This window comes from Plantactinospora sp. CA-290183, from assembly GCF_050936375.1.
Lineage (GTDB): Bacteria > Actinomycetota > Actinomycetes > Mycobacteriales > Micromonosporaceae > Plantactinospora.
Genome location: NZ_JBNJMX010000003.1, coordinates 414,570 through 431,366, shown reverse-complemented (window position 1 = coordinate 431,366; position 16,797 = coordinate 414,570). Strand labels below are relative to the sequence as shown.

General features: G+C 69.6%; 17 protein-coding genes. 1 reads left to right on the top strand and 16 read right to left on the bottom strand.

The window, feature by feature from the left end; all coding sequences use genetic code 11:
* Positions 1-42: 42 nt before the first annotated feature.
* The gene (locus ACQEUR_RS10150; protein WP_433028714.1) at positions 43-288 is read left to right on the top strand and encodes a hypothetical protein; all 246 of its coding nucleotides are present in this window, start codon (positions 43-45) and stop codon (positions 286-288) included.
* Here the strand turns inward: ACQEUR_RS10150 and ACQEUR_RS10145 are convergent.
* The 16 genes from ACQEUR_RS10145 to ACQEUR_RS10070 all read right to left on the bottom strand — a co-directional run bounded on the left by ACQEUR_RS10145 (position 268) and on the right by ACQEUR_RS10070 (position 16,453).
* Entirely contained in the window at positions 268-3,270 is a 3,003-nt protein-coding gene (locus tag ACQEUR_RS10145) for a tetratricopeptide repeat protein (RefSeq protein WP_433028713.1), read from the bottom strand. The genes ACQEUR_RS10150 and ACQEUR_RS10145 overlap by 21 nt on opposite strands.
* Positions 3,271-3,585: 315 nt before the next feature.
* Positions 3,586-4,626, bottom strand: coding sequence for a peptidoglycan DD-metalloendopeptidase family protein (locus ACQEUR_RS10140; RefSeq protein WP_433028711.1), 1,041 nt, complete (start codon positions 4,624-4,626; stop codon positions 3,586-3,588).
* Positions 4,627-4,781: 155 nt separating this feature from the next.
* Positions 4,782-5,900, bottom strand: coding sequence for a hypothetical protein (locus ACQEUR_RS10135; protein WP_433028709.1), 1,119 nt, complete (start codon positions 5,898-5,900; stop codon positions 4,782-4,784).
* Between the two features lie 125 nt (positions 5,901-6,025).
* Positions 6,026-6,331, bottom strand: a complete 306-nt coding sequence (locus ACQEUR_RS10130) for a hypothetical protein (RefSeq protein ID WP_433028707.1) — start codon at positions 6,329-6,331, stop codon at positions 6,026-6,028.
* Between the two features lie 487 nt (positions 6,332-6,818).
* Positions 6,819-8,168 carry a hypothetical protein gene (locus ACQEUR_RS10125; protein WP_433028705.1) on the bottom strand — a complete coding sequence of 450 codons (1,350 nt, stop codon included), beginning with the start codon at positions 8,166-8,168 and terminating at the stop codon, positions 6,819-6,821.
* A gap of 350 nt (positions 8,169-8,518) precedes the next feature.
* On the bottom strand, positions 8,519-9,037 hold the full coding sequence (locus ACQEUR_RS10120) for a hypothetical protein (protein WP_433028703.1): 519 nt from the start codon (positions 9,035-9,037) through the stop codon (positions 8,519-8,521).
* A complete protein-coding gene (locus ACQEUR_RS10115; protein ID WP_433028701.1) occupies positions 9,021-9,539 on the bottom strand; it encodes a hypothetical protein in 519 nt (172 codons plus the stop codon). Before ACQEUR_RS10115 ends, ACQEUR_RS10120 begins: the two co-directional genes overlap by 17 nt.
* Positions 9,536-9,829: a hypothetical protein gene (locus ACQEUR_RS10110; protein WP_433028699.1), complete on the bottom strand. Its 294-nt coding sequence runs from the start codon at positions 9,827-9,829 to the stop codon at positions 9,536-9,538. The genes ACQEUR_RS10115 and ACQEUR_RS10110 overlap by 4 nt, the downstream gene beginning before the upstream one ends.
* 41 nt (positions 9,830-9,870) lie before the next feature.
* On the bottom strand, positions 9,871-10,518 hold the full coding sequence (locus ACQEUR_RS10105) for a GGDEF domain-containing protein (protein ID WP_433028697.1): 648 nt from the start codon (positions 10,516-10,518) through the stop codon (positions 9,871-9,873).
* A gap of 153 nt (positions 10,519-10,671) precedes the next feature.
* Positions 10,672-11,679 (bottom strand): DUF4192 domain-containing protein, encoded by a 1,008-nt coding sequence (locus tag ACQEUR_RS10100; RefSeq protein ID WP_433028696.1) that lies wholly within the window; start codon positions 11,677-11,679, stop codon positions 10,672-10,674.
* A 56-nt stretch (positions 11,680-11,735) separates the two neighbouring features.
* On the bottom strand, positions 11,736-12,089 hold the full coding sequence (locus tag ACQEUR_RS10095) for a DUF3846 domain-containing protein (RefSeq protein WP_433028694.1): 354 nt from the start codon (positions 12,087-12,089) through the stop codon (positions 11,736-11,738).
* Between the two features lie 139 nt (positions 12,090-12,228).
* Positions 12,229-12,972, bottom strand: coding sequence for a hypothetical protein (locus ACQEUR_RS10090; protein WP_433028692.1), 744 nt, complete (start codon positions 12,970-12,972; stop codon positions 12,229-12,231).
* A 74-nt stretch (positions 12,973-13,046) separates the two neighbouring features.
* The gene (locus ACQEUR_RS10085; RefSeq protein ID WP_433028690.1) at positions 13,047-13,733 is read right to left on the bottom strand and encodes a hypothetical protein; all 687 of its coding nucleotides are present in this window, start codon (positions 13,731-13,733) and stop codon (positions 13,047-13,049) included.
* 154 nt (positions 13,734-13,887) lie between these two features.
* The gene (locus ACQEUR_RS10080) at positions 13,888-14,316 is read right to left on the bottom strand and encodes a hypothetical protein (protein WP_433028688.1); all 429 of its coding nucleotides are present in this window, start codon (positions 14,314-14,316) and stop codon (positions 13,888-13,890) included.
* Between the two features lie 526 nt (positions 14,317-14,842).
* Positions 14,843-15,622 carry a hypothetical protein gene (locus tag ACQEUR_RS10075; protein WP_433028686.1) on the bottom strand — a complete coding sequence of 260 codons (780 nt, stop codon included), beginning with the start codon at positions 15,620-15,622 and terminating at the stop codon, positions 14,843-14,845.
* A gap of 168 nt (positions 15,623-15,790) precedes the next feature.
* Positions 15,791-16,453 carry a hypothetical protein gene (locus ACQEUR_RS10070; protein ID WP_433028684.1) on the bottom strand — a complete coding sequence of 221 codons (663 nt, stop codon included), beginning with the start codon at positions 16,451-16,453 and terminating at the stop codon, positions 15,791-15,793.
* Between the last annotated feature and the right edge of the window lie 344 nt (positions 16,454-16,797).

The following is a 16,797-nucleotide window of genomic DNA, read 5'->3' as shown; positions in this document are numbered from 1 at the left end:
CAAAGGGCGTTACGGGTGGTACACGCTCAGATGCTGATGGTGGTGACGGAGGAACGCGCGTGGGAGCAGCGCGGCAGCCATCGGCATGCCCAACTGGTAGTGCCCGACGGCTGCCTCGACCTGATCTGGCTCGGCGACGGGGAGTTGGTGGTCGCGGGTGGTGATACGGGCCCGCGGCTGGTCGACCTGTCGGCGAACGCCGAGGTGGCGGGGGGTCCGCCTCAGTCCCGGAGCTGCGGGTGCTTCGTATGGCGGGCCGCCGGGGTGCTACGGGCTGAGGTTGCCTAGCCCGTCGGAGGGAGGGCTAAGGACGGCAAGGTCGGCTGCCACCTGGGCGGCTTCTGGGACGCCGAGTGCCTGGTACAGGTGCAGGGCCTGCCGTAGGTGGGAGGCGGCGGAGGCGGTGTCGCCGAGGTCGGCGGCGGCGCGGCTGATTCCTTCGGTGGCGCGTGCTTCTTCAATGCGGTGGCCGTGGTGGTGGGCGATGGTGAGAGCTTCCTGATGCAGGGCGTGGGCCTGGTCGGGGTGTCCGGAGAGTCGGCGTAGGGTGCCGAGGTGATTCAGGGCTTCGGCCTCGTCGTCCGGAGCGCCTACCGCACGCAGCGCGGTAAGTGCCTGCTGCAGCAGGTTTTCGGCGGCGGGGTGGTCGCCGGTCAGATACCGCACCACCGCGAGCTGGGTTCGGATATTTGCCTGACCATGCCGATGGCCGAGTATGCGGTAGAGGTCCAGAGACTGGCGCAGCAAGTCGTCCGCGCCCGGGTAGTCCCCAGTCAGTGACCCCAAGACCCCCAACTCGCGGAGCACGCTGGCCTGGCCGAGTCGGTGGCCGAGTGTGCGGTAGAGACCCAGGGACCGGCGTAGCAGGCTGTCCGCGCCCGGACTATCCCCGATCAGACGCCGCACTATCCCCAGCGCTTCAAGGACATGGGCCTGGCCTGGCCGGTTGTCGAGTGCACGATGCAGAGCCAGAGCTCGGCGTAGCAGCTCGTCTGCGCTCCGGTAGTCCCCGGTCAGGCGTCGCACAATCCCCAAATCGCCGAGAGCGTGGGCGTGGCCTGGCAGGTTATCAACCGTCTGGTAGAGGTCTAAAGCTTGGCGTAGCAGGTCGTCGGCACCCGGGTAGTCCCCGGTCAGGCGTCGCACGATCCCCAGCTCGTGGAGAGCGTTGGCCTGTCCGAGCCGGCCGCCGAATGTGCGATAGAGGTTTAGGGCCTGACGTAGCAGGTCGTCGGCGCCCAGATAGTCCCCCGTCAGCCACCGCATAACTCCCAACTCGCCCAGAGCGTTGGCCTGGCCCTGCCAGCTGTCGAGTGCGCGGTGCAGGGCCAGGGATTGGTGCAGTAGGTCGTCGGCGCCCGAGTAGTCCCCGGTCAACCAGCGCATAACTCCCAGCTCGCCGAGGGCGTTGCCCTGGCCAAGCCGGTCACCGGCTTGCGCCGCGTGGTTGGCGGCGTACTGGTGCAAGTCGACCGCAGTGGCCCAGGGACCCTCGTTACGTAGCAGGTTGGCAAGGCCGGCGGTGAGGCCTACCACGCGGTGGTGCTGGTTGCGGGCTGTCGCGCGGTGCAGGCAGGCGAGCAGATTCGTCCGTTCGACGCGCAGCCAGCCGGCGGCGGCGTGCCAGCCGGTCAGGTTGGGTGTGGCTGCCAGCGTCACCGCCGCTGTGGTCGTGGGTCGGGTGTATCGGGCGATCAGGCGATCGGCGCGGACGGCGGTGTGCTGGTAGTAGTCCAGTAGCCGCTCCACGGCCTCACCGCGTACCTCGGGACGGTCTGTGGTAGCGGCGAGGGTACGGGCGTAGGCACGGATGAGGTCATGCATCCGGTAGCGGCGGGGTGCGGGTTCGTCGAGGAGATGGTCGTTGTACAGCTCATCGAGCTGCTCGGCGGCGTGGTCGAGGGCGATGCCGGTCAGGGCGGCTGCGGCGTAGGCGTCGATGTCGACGCCCGGGTGCAGGCCGAGGAGCCGGAAGAACCGCTGCCGCTCGGGCGGCAGGTGGCGGTAGGACAGGTCGAACGCGGCCCGCACGGTCGCGTACTCCCCCTTGACCGTCAGAACCCGCTCGCCGGTTACGCGGAGCTCGGCGAGCAGGTCCGCCATGCTCCACGCGGGCCGGGCGCCGAACCGGCTCGCGATGATGGCGATCGCCAGCGGCAGGAACCCGCACACCTCGACCAGTTCCGCAACCAGGTCGGATTCGGCGTCGGCACGGGGAACCAGCCGGACGAACATCGCCGCCGCGTCGTTCGGGCTCAGGAGATGCAGGTTGAGGTGGGTAGCCTCGTGCAAGTCGGCCAGGCGGACCCGGGAGGTAATGAGCACCAGCACGCCGGTGGAGCCGGGCAGCAGCGGCCGCACCTGTGCCGTCGACCGCACGTTGTCGAGCACGAGCAGGGCACGTTTGCCGTTCATCCGGTCCCGCCACAGAGCCGAGCGGGCCTGCACTCCGTCGGGGAGCTGGCGAGGGTCAAGGCCGTCGGCACGCAGCAGGTCGGCAAGCGCGTCGGCCGCGTCGGTGGCTTCGTGTCCGGGGGTGTGACCGTGCAGGTCGACGAAGAGCCGCCGGTCCGGAAACCCGTCGGCCAGCTGGTGAGCGGCGCGCACCGCGAGCGAGGTCTTGCCGATGCCGGGCATGCCGTCGATGGCGTGGATCGCGATCACGCCACTGTTCGATGCGGCGTCGGCGTCAGCGACGGTGGCGGTGATCCGCTCCAGCTCAATGTCCCGACCGACGAACACCGCCTGCCCGACCGGCAGCGTGTCCCGCGCCGGCCCTCCACCGGCGTGCAGGTCGAGTTCGGTCAGGGCGTGGAACACCTCGTATTCCAGGCGCTCCACCGTGGAGAACGTGCGTAGGATCAACCCCGCGTCGCTCAGCCGGCCCCGGAAGCCGTCGATGCGTGACCGGTCGGTGTCGACCAGCCTGGCCGGCAGGTCGGGCCGCTCGTCGAGCAGGAACACCAGCCGCGGAAGCCCGACCTCCGTCGCCGTGAGGAACTCCAACTCGGTGTAGGACACCGACGTGTCCGGGACGATCGACCCGTACCGGAATCCCACCACCGCCACGTACACGTCGCACGCCCGGACCAGCCCCTGGCAGTACCCAGCCGGCTGGCCATCGCGTGCCGCGAAGTAAGCCTGGTCCACTGGCACTAGCCGCGCCCGGTTCACCGCGTCGATCACCCCCCGCACGAACGACACCGCCTGACTCGGGTACCCGGCCATGTCCGACGTGTGACTGATGAACACTTGCACGCCACCCGCCACGACACCCCTCCGCACGCCACTCCGCAACCCCACCCCGTTGTGGGCAGACTGCTCACCGTCGCTGTTCCCAGCAAACCATCCGAGACGCCAAGGTCACCGCCCCGAATATGGAGGTTCTCATCGAGAAGAGCCACACCGGCGCCCCATTCAGCACGCAGGCGGACCCACAATCAGCGAAGAAGGCAAGTACGGCTGATCGGGTGAGACGGCTAAGGTACACCGAGAGCCCACAGGGATTTCTCATGGAAAAGGCGCAAGCGCCAACCCGGGCGCCATATCCGTAAGATCGCGCCACGGTGAACGAGAACCTACAATTCAGCTCGCTTCAGTCAGGTCGACGCCGCGTATGACGAAGAAGCCAACGGGGTCGACGGCGTTGGATTCGGTCGCGGGCTGGCCGGTATGGGTTTCGAGGTGCAGGTGTGGGCCGGAGGAGTGGCCGCTGCTGCCGACCTGGCCGATGACCTGACCGACGGCGACCTGCTGGCCCACGTCGACCGGCGGGCGGCGCAGCATGTGGCAGTAGCGGGTGACCGTTGAGTCGGGATGCTTCAGCTCTACGTACCAGCCGCAGCCGAGGACGTTGACCGGATGCCCGTCCACGTCGCAGGAGTAGGGGCTGCCGTCGGGCCGGTGGGCGTTGCAGACGACGCGGATGACCAGGCCCGAGGCGGCGGCGTGGATCGGGGTGCCCTTGGGTGCACCGATGTCGACGCCATCGTGCTTGGGTCGGCGGTCGGTGCGGAACCCGGACCCGACGGTTCCGCGGACTGGTTTCGTCCAGCCGTCGACGCTGATGCACTGCTCACCGGGGCCGCCAGGGGTGGTCGGTTGGCCTGAGACGAGCGCGACGAGGACGGCCGCGTCGCTTTCCCACTTGGCGTAGGCGTCGGGATAGGCCGAGCGTTGTACGGCCTGCGCGGCGACGGTCAGCGGCATCATCTGCCAGCCGGGGATGGTGACGAGTTTGCGGTAGAATGCCGCCGCCGCGTACTCGGGATCCATAATCTGCGCAGGCGTGCCCCATCTCTGGCTCGGTCGTTGCTGGAACAGCCCAAGCGAGTCGTGGTCATTGCGGTCACCGAGATGCCCGAGGTTACGCAGGCCGGACTCTTGGAGCGCGGTGGCCACCGCGATGACCTGGCCGCGGACAGGGATGCCGTTCTGGACGCCGACGGTGACGATGACCTGGGCGTAGTGCCGTTGTTCGGCGTCGTAGCGGCCGGTGGTGCCGCTCGGGGTGGTGACCACCGAGCAGGCCGATGCGGCTCCGGTGAGTGCGAACAGGCCGGCGACGCACAGGAACGCGACGCCGGCGATGACGGAGACGATCAGAGCGATGACGCGGCTGTTCACGGCAGCCGCCGAGTGTGTATGGGCATAGCGTTTCCCTTCGAGATGGACGTGCCCGCGGCGATCAGCCGTACGGGGGGTCCCGGCGTCGGCCTGGAAAGGGGTGGTGCGGTGGCGGGACATGGGTCTGTGTTTCGCCACCGGCAGGCACGCGGCGTTTACGAGGCGGATGCCGGGTGCTGCCGGGCATGGCCGTTGTTCCCGCCCAACTGCGCAACCCGGTCGATCAGCGTGAGCGGCGAGTCGAGCAGGCCGCTGGCTCCGATACGGCTGATCCGCTGGACCTGCCGCAGAGAGATGTTGTGCCGCTGGGCGAATTCGGCCCGTTCGAGGTCCGGGTTGGCTTTGAGTTCGGCCCACAGCTGCCGCCACCGGTCGTAGGACGCCTGGTCCTGCGGCACCCGGCGCAGCACGTCGGCGGGCGGCATCGGCCCGACCGGAAGAGCCGCGGGATTCCGCTCGGCGTCCGCGTCGACGTCGCTGTTTGGGGTTGGGGGCGTCAGGTCAGCGCCGATGACGCGGGCCCAGCCCGGCACGTCGGCCTGGGCGGTGAGCGTGGCGGCGACCGCGTCGAGGTCGAGCGTGGTAGCGGCGATGTCGGCCCGGACCGGGTCGTCGTGCCGGGAGCGGATCAGCGTCTCCACGTGGCTAGCGAGTGCGGCGCGGCGCTTCTCGTCGCGGAGCTGCTGACGGGCGATGTCGAGGGACTGGTGCAGTGGGAGCCGCTGCGCGACGGCGAGGGAGCGGGCGCGGCGGGTGACGGCCGGTTCGCGCCACCACTGCCCGATGCCGAAGGCCGGTGCGGTGTCGGCGAGTTTTCCGGCGGCCCGCAACGCGTCACGACGTCGGGCGGCGCTGTGCATCAGCCAGATCGCGTATGCGAAGACCCCGAGGCCGCCGAAGACGACAGCGAGGTACGCCACGTCGGCGTGGCCGACGATGTTGGTGGTGACGCCGACGGTGACGGTCGCGGCGGACAGGATCCGCCAGCCGTAGGCGGACTCGCCGAGCCGCTGGCGCCAGTCGGCGAAGGCGGCCGTGACGGCGCCGCCGAGGTCGATGACGATCGCGAACGGCGCGACGAACGTGGCCCGCCACCACCAGTGCAGGGTGTCGGGCCAGGGTGGGGTCTGCACACCAACCCAGATTTGGCCGATGGTGGAGCCGATGGCGGCGACGGCGTAGAAGACCCAGGCGGCGTGTTCGACCGTCGGGCGACGCGAGTGCCTCGTGCGTTGCCCCACCCGCTGCTGCCGGTGGCGCTCATCAAGGGTCATGGGCTTCTCCTTCAAGGAAGAGGAGGCCCAGCACCCCGACGCGGGACGCTGGGCCTAGATAGGCGTAGGCGTTCCGCCGTGACGAACCACCGGGGTGGGTGTCCGTCAACCGGGGGGATGGTGTTTCAGGTGGTGATGCGGAAGCGGGCAGGCCGCTGCCGGGTACGGGTCACCGTGCCGGTCTCGGCAAGGCGCAGCAGGGTACGACGGATGGTGCCGTGGGAGCGGCCCAGCGCTTTCGCCAGTTCGTACGGGCTGAAATCGAGGTGCGGCCGGGTGTGCATGTGCTTCAGCACCAGGGCGGTGAGTTGGCCGTAGGCCAGCCGCCGCTGTCCGTTGCGGTTACGGCTGGCCGACGCGTGGGTTCCTGCCGATTGACCCGTCGGTGGACGCGCTGGCGCCTGCTGTCCGCCGCTATCGGTGATCAGCATTCCGTCACCGGCGACGAGGGAATGCAGGGACAGTTCGCATACCGGGTGACGAGGTGTCGAGGTACTCGACGTAGAGGCGGCCGAACGCGCCGCGGTCGCCGTCTTGGGCGCCGCGCAGCAAGGACGGTGGCGGGCGGGGTCTTACTGCGGTGCCGAGCGGATTGGCGTGGGGCTGCCATGCCGAAGCTCCCTTTCTCAGGCTCGAAATTGGGTCCGGGCACGGCCAGATGGCCGTGCCCGGACGTGGTGCCGGCGGCCGGGCGATGGCCAGGGGCGAAGGGGCGAGTTGGATGAGGTGAACCAGTGGGCGCCAGGCGTTGCGATGGCGGTTGCTCAGCCGGCGGCGAGATTCACCTGGTGTGTCGTACCCCCACACAGGCCCTATTGGGCCTCGGAGCAGGGTTGAGGCTGAGGACGGTCCGCCCGCGGTGGCTCGGATCACCCTCGCGCTGGTGCTGGGGGTCGATGACCGGGCGGTGCCTGCGCGCTAGTCCCGCGTCGCTGCGGGAAGCGTTGCCGCCAACACAGCGGTCTTGGGTGCCGTTCGAAAGATCGCGACCGCGTTGGCGGCGATGTCCGCGACGCCGTCTGTGCGCTCCTGCGTGGTGAAGGGCAGCCGTGCGTGGGGGCCGACGCGGAACGCGGGAAGCTCGTTGTGCTCACACGCGACGACGATCCCGTCGGCGGTCGCGTACTCGTCGAAGAACCTGAGTTCGAGATTGCCGATGTCTGTTTCCCGGTTGCCGGTACAGACAACGACGAGGTCGTATGTGCGGCCGTCGATGAGGCCCGCGTCGGGCAGCGCGATAGGTCGTACCCGGCGAGGCAGCACGGTCAGCCGCCGGACACCGAACCGGTCCGGCCGCAGGTAGCGGCCGATGGCCTGGTACCTGCCCCGGACGTTGTCCTGCCAGTCGTCGCACGTCGTCGGCACGTCAGCGGCGTACCAGTCGACCCGGTCCACCTGGTCCAGCGCGACTGCGGCCATGAACGGCTGTGGCCCGATACCCAAGCAGGACTCGACGGCGCACTTACCGGAATCGCCGCCACCGATCACCGCGACCCGACGCACTGCGCGTAGCGGCCACGCACCGGCCATGCGCTGCATGAACTGTGGGAAGGTGAGAATCCTGACGCCGTCGGCAACGCCCTGATCGTTCGGCTCGCCCAGGCCCCGGGCGTCGATGACCCGTCCGGCGGGCAGCGACGTTCTGCCCTCAATCTCGATTTCCACCCCGGGGTAGTCCCGGCTCACCGACACGACATTGGCCTTGGTCACCACGTCGGCGTACTGCGCCAACGCGAGGCGGACCACGAATGCCATGTCGGCGTTCGTGATGTATTCGAGCATGGACACGTTCGCTGGCTGGATCGGTGCGCCCGGCAGGTAGTTCAGGCTGGCCCCCAGGTCACCGGCTAAACCTCCGGATCCTGCGCGGTTGCGGGAGTTCAGGTGGAACGTCGGCCGCCGCGTCATGGCGAAGCTGCCGCCAACCCGGTCGGCGCGTTCCAGCACCAGCGGCTTGGGATAGCCGCTGAGGACGCGGATCGCGGCATAGGTGGCCGCGTGGACACCGCTGCCGATGATGACCTCACGGTCGCTGCTGCTGGAGCCGAGCAGGTCCCGCTGGCGCTGCTCACCCGACCAGTAGGCGTCGAGGACTCGATCGGCGTATGCGCGGCCGTTGGGGTCCAGCGCGACACCGGTGAGCCTGGCCTGCGTCGGGCTGGGAAAGTCTTGCTCGCGTTGCATCATTGCCCGCAGCCCTTCGGCGGCGGAGTCCTTCACCGCGACGGCGGTGAGCAAGGAGTCGATCTGTGCGGATGGCTCGAACATGGCATCTCTCCTCGGTTACCCGGGGACACCACGTCGGGCCGCGTGCCCACCCCGGGACGCCCCCGGGGTTGCGTCACGCGGCCGGCGCGATCCCCGGAAGGGTCGAAATGGGTAGGCGGCTGGGCCTGGCGGTTACCAGTCCCAGTTGGGCGGTCGCCGAGCTGGTCGGCGTTGAACATGGCCGTCGCCGCCCGGTGCGGGCGCCGGCGTAGCGCCTGACAGCAGGTGGGAAGCCGGGCACGGCCACATGGCCGTGCCCGGGGTGTGCGAGGTCGCACTGCGGTCGCCGAGCGTCGGCCGTAGGTGGTACAGGAACAGCGAGTGCGGCGGACGGCGACGTGGTGGTGCCCTCAGGCGGTGGCCGCGAGGGGCCGGATGCATAGCGGCGGGATCCGCTGCCACGACGCGGCGAGCGTGCCCGGCCGGGCGGGGTGCTCGATGACGTCGTAGTCGCGGATCCAGACCGCGTACCAGGGTTCGGCGGGTGCGGACTGGCGTAGTAGCTGATCTGCGGCGAGCGGGATACCCGCCAGGGCGGGGTGTTCGCTGGCCCGGTACCGGGACCGCCGGGCGGCGAGCATCGGGCAGGCTCGTCGGCTGTAGGCCGCGCACGGTGGGCATGCCGCCGGTTCCGCCGTGCACCCGTAGAACAGGTCGGATTCGCGGGCGAACATGACCGCCCGCCGACCCAGCCGCTGGCCGCAGACCTGGCACAGGCTGCGGATCAGGCATTGGTACTGCACCAGGTCGGTGATCTTGCCGAAGAGGTACAGCCCGTCGCGGGTGGCCGGGGTGATCATCGGAACGACCAGACCACCGGAGCTGGGTCGCCCGGCCAGGTGCACCGGAATGTCAGGAATTGCTCTCATCGGCTGCCGCCCCCATCCGGCTCGCCGGCGCCTCTGGACGCACCTGATCGACGTCGGCGACCGGCCGCAGACGCGGGTCGCTACGCAACAGTTCGTGGCAGTCGGCCGACACGGCGGAGGGGACCGAGCCGGGCACGACCATGCCGACGCGTCCCACGTTGACGGCGCGGCGCGCCTCATCTCGTGCCCCGGTAGGTGCTTGGCCAGCGGCGGCGTCGTCCTGGTGAATCAGACGGGCGATCAGGCACGTCGCGGTGCTCCGGTCCGCGGCGTTCCAGTCGCCGGGCAGGGTGACCGTGAGGGTGTCGCCGTGCAGGGTGCCGTCGCCGCAGGCGCGACCGGCGGGATCGGCCAACATGACTCTGGTCAGCCGGCGCGCCGGCCGGTCGGCCCAGACGGTGACGACATGGGTGCCGATTGGCAGGCGGCCGAGGTGCACTGGCTGATCGGTGAACGGCGGCAGCGGTGCCGCAGCGAGGCTGCCTTGCTGAGGCTCGGTCATCGCGCGATCACCACCTCGTCGACGAGGATGTCGAACCACGGGATGGCCGTCGCCTGACGCAGCAGCGTCAGCCAGTCGTCGATGGCCGTGATCGGGCCGTCGGGGTCGGGTAGCGGATGCCGGTCGGTGAAGTCCGGGGCGTCCCCGGCCAGGCTGCCCTCGGCGAGGAGCGTGCTGGCGAAGATTCGGATCGCTTCCCGTGTGACCGTCTCAGCGGTGCTACCGACGATCAGGATCTGCGAGCCGTCCCAGTCGATGAGCCCGTACACGTCGCCACCAGGTGCCGCCACGCGTCGCGCTGGGGTACGGCAGGTGATTGATCGGCGTGTTTTCATCGAGCCTCACCACCATCGGCGGGGCCAAGCATGGTGGCGGGATCGAAGACCGCGGTGCTGCCGCGGCCGGCTTGTTTCGCCGCGCGCATGGCCCGATCGGCGTGCACAAGTGCCACCTGCCGGTCGGCGTGCACGTGGGGTGCGAGGGAGGTGACGCCAGCGCATGCGGTGACGGTGACGGTGATCGGGTGCCGGCCGAGGTGGATGTCGGTCCGCTCGGCGACGGCCTTGACCAGCCGCACCGCGTGGCCGGCGGAGTCGAGGCGGTCATCGAGGATGACGACGAACTCGTCGCGTCGCAGTCGGAACACCCGCCCGCCAGCGGCAGAGGCGGCGTGCTGAAGGCGACCGGCGGTTTGGACGAGCAGCTGGTCAAGTGTGTCGTCGCCGAAGCGATCCGCGAACGCTCGCGTGCTGTCGAGGTTGATCAGGATCAGCGCGACTGGTCGCCCGGCGACGGCCAGCGCGGCGTGGAAGCCGGCGCGGTCGCCGAGGCCGGTCAGGTCGTCGCGGTGAGCATGCATGGCGGTGGCGACCGGCGTCCGGTGGCGGGCGGAGGCGCGTAGTCGGATCAAGTAGTGGGTGATGACGGCGGTGATCGCTATGGCCGCCAGGAATGCAGCGATTTGCGCGGGGGTGGACACTGGTGCCCACACCTCCAATCCCAGGTTGGGGAGGTGTCGAGGGCAGCCGGGTGCCACCGGCTGCCCTCACCTCGATCGGTGTGTGAACCTCCGGTCGCGGAGATTCGCGGGTATGCCGGCGGCGCCCTGGGCGGGCACCGGACGTACAGGCGGTTAGTTGGTAGTGGTCCCGGTGGTGGTGGCCTGCCACACCTGCGGCGGCACGCCGGCCCGCAGGGCGTGGCCAAGCAGGTGGGCAAGCCGGTAGTCCGGTTCGGCGAGCAGGGCCCGGTCCACGGCGATGTTCGCCATGGCGACGTCACCGGCGAGGTAGGCGGTGATGGCGAGCAGGCAAGCGGGGGCGGCGCTGAGGTCGGGCATCGCCCGGCGGGTCACGTCGATCCAGAGCTGCCGCTGGGCGTCGCTGCCGTCGCAGGTGATCCAGGCGTGGTCCCGGACGGCGAGCACCATCAGCGCGGCGGTCAGCCACCCCACGTCGTCGTCGGACAGAACCTGGCCACGGGCAGCGGACTCGTACGCCTGCTGCACCGCCGCGATCCCCTCGCGCACCACGTGCGCGGGCGGCTGTCGGTCCTCGCGGGCGGTCGAAACGGTGCCGTCGGCGACCATGCCGGCGAGCCGAGACAGGGCGGCGAAGGTCGTGGCGCGCATCCGGTCACGCTCGGGCCCGGTTACCGGTGTGATCAGGTGTTCCAGCGCGGTCCGGTCCGGCAGCGGGGCGATACCCCGGTAGACCGCCTCCGCCGGGAACATGCTGGCAGCGGGGTCGTAGGCGATGCCGTCGGCGCAGCGGATATCACCGCACAGGCACCAGTAGCGGCCGTCATCGACCCGCAACACCTGCTGAACTTCGACGCCTGCGCTGGTCAACGCGGTGGCGAACAACGCGGCGGCGGGTTCGACCCGCTCGGCCGGGCCGTAGCCGACCAGGAACGCGGCCGAGCCGTACTCCGCCATCATCGTGGCGTTCTCCGCGGCCGGCACCGCCAGCTCTTCGAGTTCGGACGGTTGGGGCAGGTCGAGCCGGGCGGTGAAGCGGATCCACCCGTCGTCCAAGACCACGACGAGCAGGCTGTCGGTCGGGGTGAACCCGACGATGTAGGGCATTGCGACGACAAGGTCGTTGCGGGTGGTCAAACGAAACTGGCCAGGATCTTCCACAGGTTGGTCCTCCTTCAAAGGGCCCGTTGGGGCGGCCCGGGGCCGCAGATATCGGGTCATCGACAGTGGGTCAGTGCGGCCAGTACCGCGTCAATTTGGGCGGGGGTGAGGCTGACGGCAGTGCCGTCGCGGCGACCGGTGATAGCGACGGGTCCGGCCAGTGGCGTCCGACCGCCGCCGAGGCGGGCGACAAGTAGCCCGGCGACGAGGTTGGGGCGCCGGGACTTCGCGGGGCCGTCCTCGTCGCACCACAGGTGGAGGTTGCTGGCGCCGGTCGGGATCGGGGCCGGCCAGCCGCCGACGGCGCGGCGCAGGACGGTGGTGACGTCGCCGCCGCGTAGCCGGCTGTGGTGCTCGTGGCTCATGCCGTCCTCGGCGACCACGATGAAGACGAAAGGCGTGTGGGTCACAGGGACTCCTCTCGGATGGAGTCGCCGGGCATGACCGTCAGACCATGCCCGGCAAGCGAGGTGAGGGTGGCCGGGCATCGGCCAGAAGGAACCGTGCGGTGCCCGACGCGTGCGGCGCCGAGCGGTCAGACGGGCTGGGTCAGCCCTGGAACACGATCCGGCCCTCGACGGTGACCTGCACCGGCACCGTGCGGTCACGTCGGAGCAGCCAGGGCTCGGCCTCGTCGAGGTGTGCGGAGATTCGCACCGTGCCTCGCCAGTCGACGTAGGCGAAGACGCGGACACCGGCGATGTGGATCGCCGGGTGTGGCGCGTCGAACCTCCCCGGTACCAGCCGGGCGTCCAGGTTCGCGCCGAGCGCGACCACCGGCGTTGATGCGTCGAGGCGTCGGAACCGGGTCGCGTGGCGCCGCCACACGTCGGGACCGTTGCCAGGTGGCGGGTGGCCGCCGTGGCTGTCGGCCCATCGCTGAGCGCGGTCGGACGCCCTGTCACACAGCGCCGCCGCCTCCGCGAACAGATCCGCCCGGGTCAGCTCAACGAGCAACCGGGGTGCCGGTTGGCGTGCCGGTTCGCGCACGCGGTACACGCGCAGCAGGACGCCGGCCGAGTCTTCGTGCAGGTACAGCTGGTAGCGGTAGTCGAGGTCAGTGTCGTCAGCGGCCTCGGTGCCGGTGACCTCATCTCGCGGCAGTGTTCCGGGAAACGCGTCGGCGTAGGCGAGCCACGCCGACGTGACCAGCCGGTGACCGCACTCGTCGGCCCAGGCCAGGACGTGAGCCACGACCGGGATCAGGTATTCCGGGTTGGCCCACTCGGACCGGAACGCCCGACTGGTGCCCGACTGGTCGGTGATGGTGACCACGCCCCGTGTGCTCGTCACAGGATCGTCGTCCGTGCTCGACGACAGATGGAGCGGACGGCTGCCGTGGGTGCCGTATTGCTGGTCGTTGGTCGTCATTCGCTGTGGGCCTTTACGTCGACCGTGACATCGAACGCGAGCGTGTCCAGGTCAACGTTGTCGACCTGGTCGGTGTCGAGGCCCAGGTACTCGCGGACGTCGTCCTTCGTGTAGCCGGTGCTGGCGTCGTCGTTCGGTTTCACGTAGAAGCTGCCAGTGATGGTGAACTGCACCCGGTGCAGCGGTTGGTAAGGGTCGAGGTCGAAGCGGGCGAGGAACTTGTCGAGCCCCTCCCGGCAGATGTCACCATCGCGGTGCCGGTCGATGGCATAGGAGCGGATCTCCGCGAGCTCACGGGTGTGCCGCCGCTGCTGCTCCTCGTCCTGCTCGACTAGACCACTGACCCGGTCGGCGGCGGCGCGTTCAGCCGTCAGGGCCCAGGCCACAGCCTGCTGAGCCAGGCGCAGCGCGGTAGCGGGATCGGTTACCGGCACCGCCCTGATGTCGGCGCGCAAGCTGCGGTCTTGTCCGTTGATCAGGACCTGGACCGTGCCCGTCCCCTCGGCCTGGCGCAGGACGACGGCGTTGTCGCGGCGGTCGGCGTCCAGGATGGTGACGGCCCGACCGGGCGCCGCGGACAGTTCCGCCAGCGACTGCGGCTGCTGATGTGGGTAGGCGGTGAGAGCAAGTGGCGCCCGGGAACGGTCGGATGTCAGGACACGTTGCTGCATGATGTTGGTCATGCCAGTTGCCTCTCTGGAAGCCCGGCGGACCGCCGGGACACGGATGTGCAGACGTGCGTCGAACGGCGCTGCATCAAAACTGGTGCACCGGCCAGATGAACGAGATCGGCAGCACTGTGGCCTGTGGTGACGCCAGGCAGGCGGTGGAACGGCGTCACAGGGTGATGCCGTTGACGGTGACCGTCGGCGTCGGGTCGACCAAGCGCAGAATCGCGTTCGGCGGCACCGTGGCGCGCTCGCCCGTGGTGTAGTCGATGACCCACCAGCGGTCGCGGCCCTGCCACGCCCCGGCGACCGTGAGCGGAGTGCTGTCGAAGGCGACCACGTCGTCGTCGACGCGCACCGCGTGGACCGGTTGCAGACGCAACCCATCGGCGGGCCGGACCACCCACGGGGCGACGGAGCTCGCCAGTGGCCCACTGGCCCAAAAATGGGTGTCGTAGTCAACGCCTATGCAACTGTGCGTGATCGACGTCACGGTGGCGGGTAGCCATACGGTGCGGACGTTGACGTGCACGGCCTGCCCGGGGTGCAGATCGGCGGGCGGGACGGCAGTGACGCGGGCAGCGAACAGTCTGTTCATGCCGAACTCCTGTGTGGATGGTTGGAATCCGGGCAGGGCGGAAGGCCGTGCCCGGGGTTGCGCCGCGGAGACGCGGGTGCGAGGGCCGGGCGACGGCCAGGTACGGCGGCCCAGGACGCGGGCCGCTTCAGGGACGCAGGTGGCTACTGGTGGCGCCAGATGGATCAGCAGCGGGGGGCGCGTCACGGGGCGAGCCGTCGACGCGGTCGGTGCGCAGATACACCCCGCACTCGGCGATGGAGAGCCAGCCAGGTCGCAGGATGTGGGCCCGGGGATTGCGCCGGCAGGTCTGCCCGAGCGTGACAACGGGCCGCGGCGGTTGACGACCGGCGGCGGCAGGCCAGCGGCGCGGCGAACGCCGGCCATGCTGCGAATCTCCGTGCCAGTCCCGTCCGAACCTTCCGGGCGATCGGAACGCCAGGTGACGTCGAAGGCGTCGGTCTCGCGGTGAAAACCGTGCGGTCGTCTCGATGCGGCGATGCCGGGCGGCGACGTGACAACCATCGGTGATCGTGACCGCTAGTGGTCAGGGTGAGTCGTCTCCGTCCGGGGAACCCAGGTCGAGGTGGAGATCCCCGTCGATTCCGCTCGCCACCGCGTGCACGAGCACCGGGTCGTCGTAGCCGACCTCGGTAAACACGTCGCCCGTCCTCAGGCTGTGGACTGAGACCTCCACGCCGTTGCGCAGCACCCCGTGGTAGCTCTCGGTGTAGATGGCGCAACCGTCGTCCTCGGGGTGTGTCCCGGCCTCGTACTCAGCGGCCCCCGCCTTCGCCTTCGCTTCGGTGGGAAACCACCCGACGCGGGGCTTTCTGCCCGGGAGATCACCGGCCCTGACCTGCTCGACCTTGACCCCGCCGGCCGATAGACGCGCGACCTCGACCAGTTCGTCGTCGGCCTCCTCGGATCGCTCGCTGTCCGGCATGTCGTCCGGAATGACGAGGTCCACCACCCATCCGCCGCCCTGCGGACGCAGCACGTAGTAGCCGCCGTCTACGAGGCTGCTCACCGCGCGCAGCTCGCCGCTGTCGACGGCGTTCCACTCCAGGCCCCGGCGGCCGGCGTTGAAAGCGGCTCGCAGTTCGGTGAGCAGCGTGGGGTCAATCTGTTCGGGCAGGTTCAGGTCTGCTCGGATCCGGCTAATGGCCCACAGTTGCTGGTCGGTGGGCGGGTCGGTCTCGTTGCCGGTGCTGGCTTCGCCCCACGCCGTGATCACGTCGAGGTGTTGGAGCCAGCGCGGATCATTCAGGTCCATGCGTGCGTCTCCCATCGAAAAATTGGAAAGGTGGGTTGGTGCACCGCTCATCGGCCATCCCGTAGCGGCTGTCCCGCCCCGTCAACCAGGTCGCAGTCGCGCACGGGGTCGCCGATCAGGTCGGCTTGACTGGCGTCGTGACCGGGCTGTGAGAAGCGAATGCCGGCAGACGAACCGGGGGTTTGACCGGTTCGTCTGGGCGGATGCGGCGCTGTGGGTTCAGCGGGTGCTGAGCGCGACGAGGATGTCGCGCTGGTGCAGCGTGGTGATGCGGTGGTTGGCGTGTGCGAGGTAGGCGATGTGGGTGGCGTACCGGTCGCTGGTAGCCGCCAGGTGGGTGCCGTCGAGGGAGATGACGTTGCTGCCGGGGACGGCACAGAGCCAGCCGTAGTGGGCGTAGCTGTCCGCGCTGGTCTGGAATGCTTCCAGGTGGCTGGTGGGCAGATCCGTGAGTCTGGTCGGCAGGGCGTTGTAGGTGAGCATCGTGGCGATGCGGGGCTGGGCGAGGTAGTGCTGCTGGGCCTTGGCGATCGGGTACTTTGCCGGGTCGGCGAGGTGCCGATCGAGAAAGGTCCAGTAGGGCTGGGCGGGCCGGGTGCCGGCGACGACGGAGTTCCAGATGTGCCAGCGGTACCAGTAGTCCCGATGGGCGGTGGCGCGCATCGCGTCGAGGTCCAGGAGTCGGACGGGTCCGCCGGCGGCGGTGTCCCTCCACGGCTGCAGCAGGTTGCCGCGGCGCAGGCGGGCGGTGGTGATGAAGTGTCCGGCGCTGCCGAGGTTGATCAGCGGTGTGGCCGCGAGGCGGGATGCGGCCGTGGTGGCCACCTGGTCAATGGGGGTGTCCTGCGGCAGGCACACGATGGTCAGGGACGTCTGGGGCACGGTGTCCTCCTTGAGATGGGAGTGGCGAGACACGGGAATGCCGAAAACGGCTACCCGCAGAGCGAGATGGAAGCGCGACCGTGATGCGGTCAGCAGCACGCGGAACGAGGCCGCGGCAGGCGCCTGGACGGCGCGGGGTGGTGCGGTGGGGTGGGCGAGGCGCCTACGGGCGGCGCAGGCCGACCGGCCGGTTGGCGGGTGGGCGGTTGCGACCGCGGGTCGTGGGCGGCGAGGCCCGGATGATGGTGCATAAAGGGTTCAATGAAATTGAGCCCTCACCGTAGCCCGATTACCCAACAGGTCACGGGCCGCGCATAGCCTCCTCATACCCCTGCTGGCCTGCG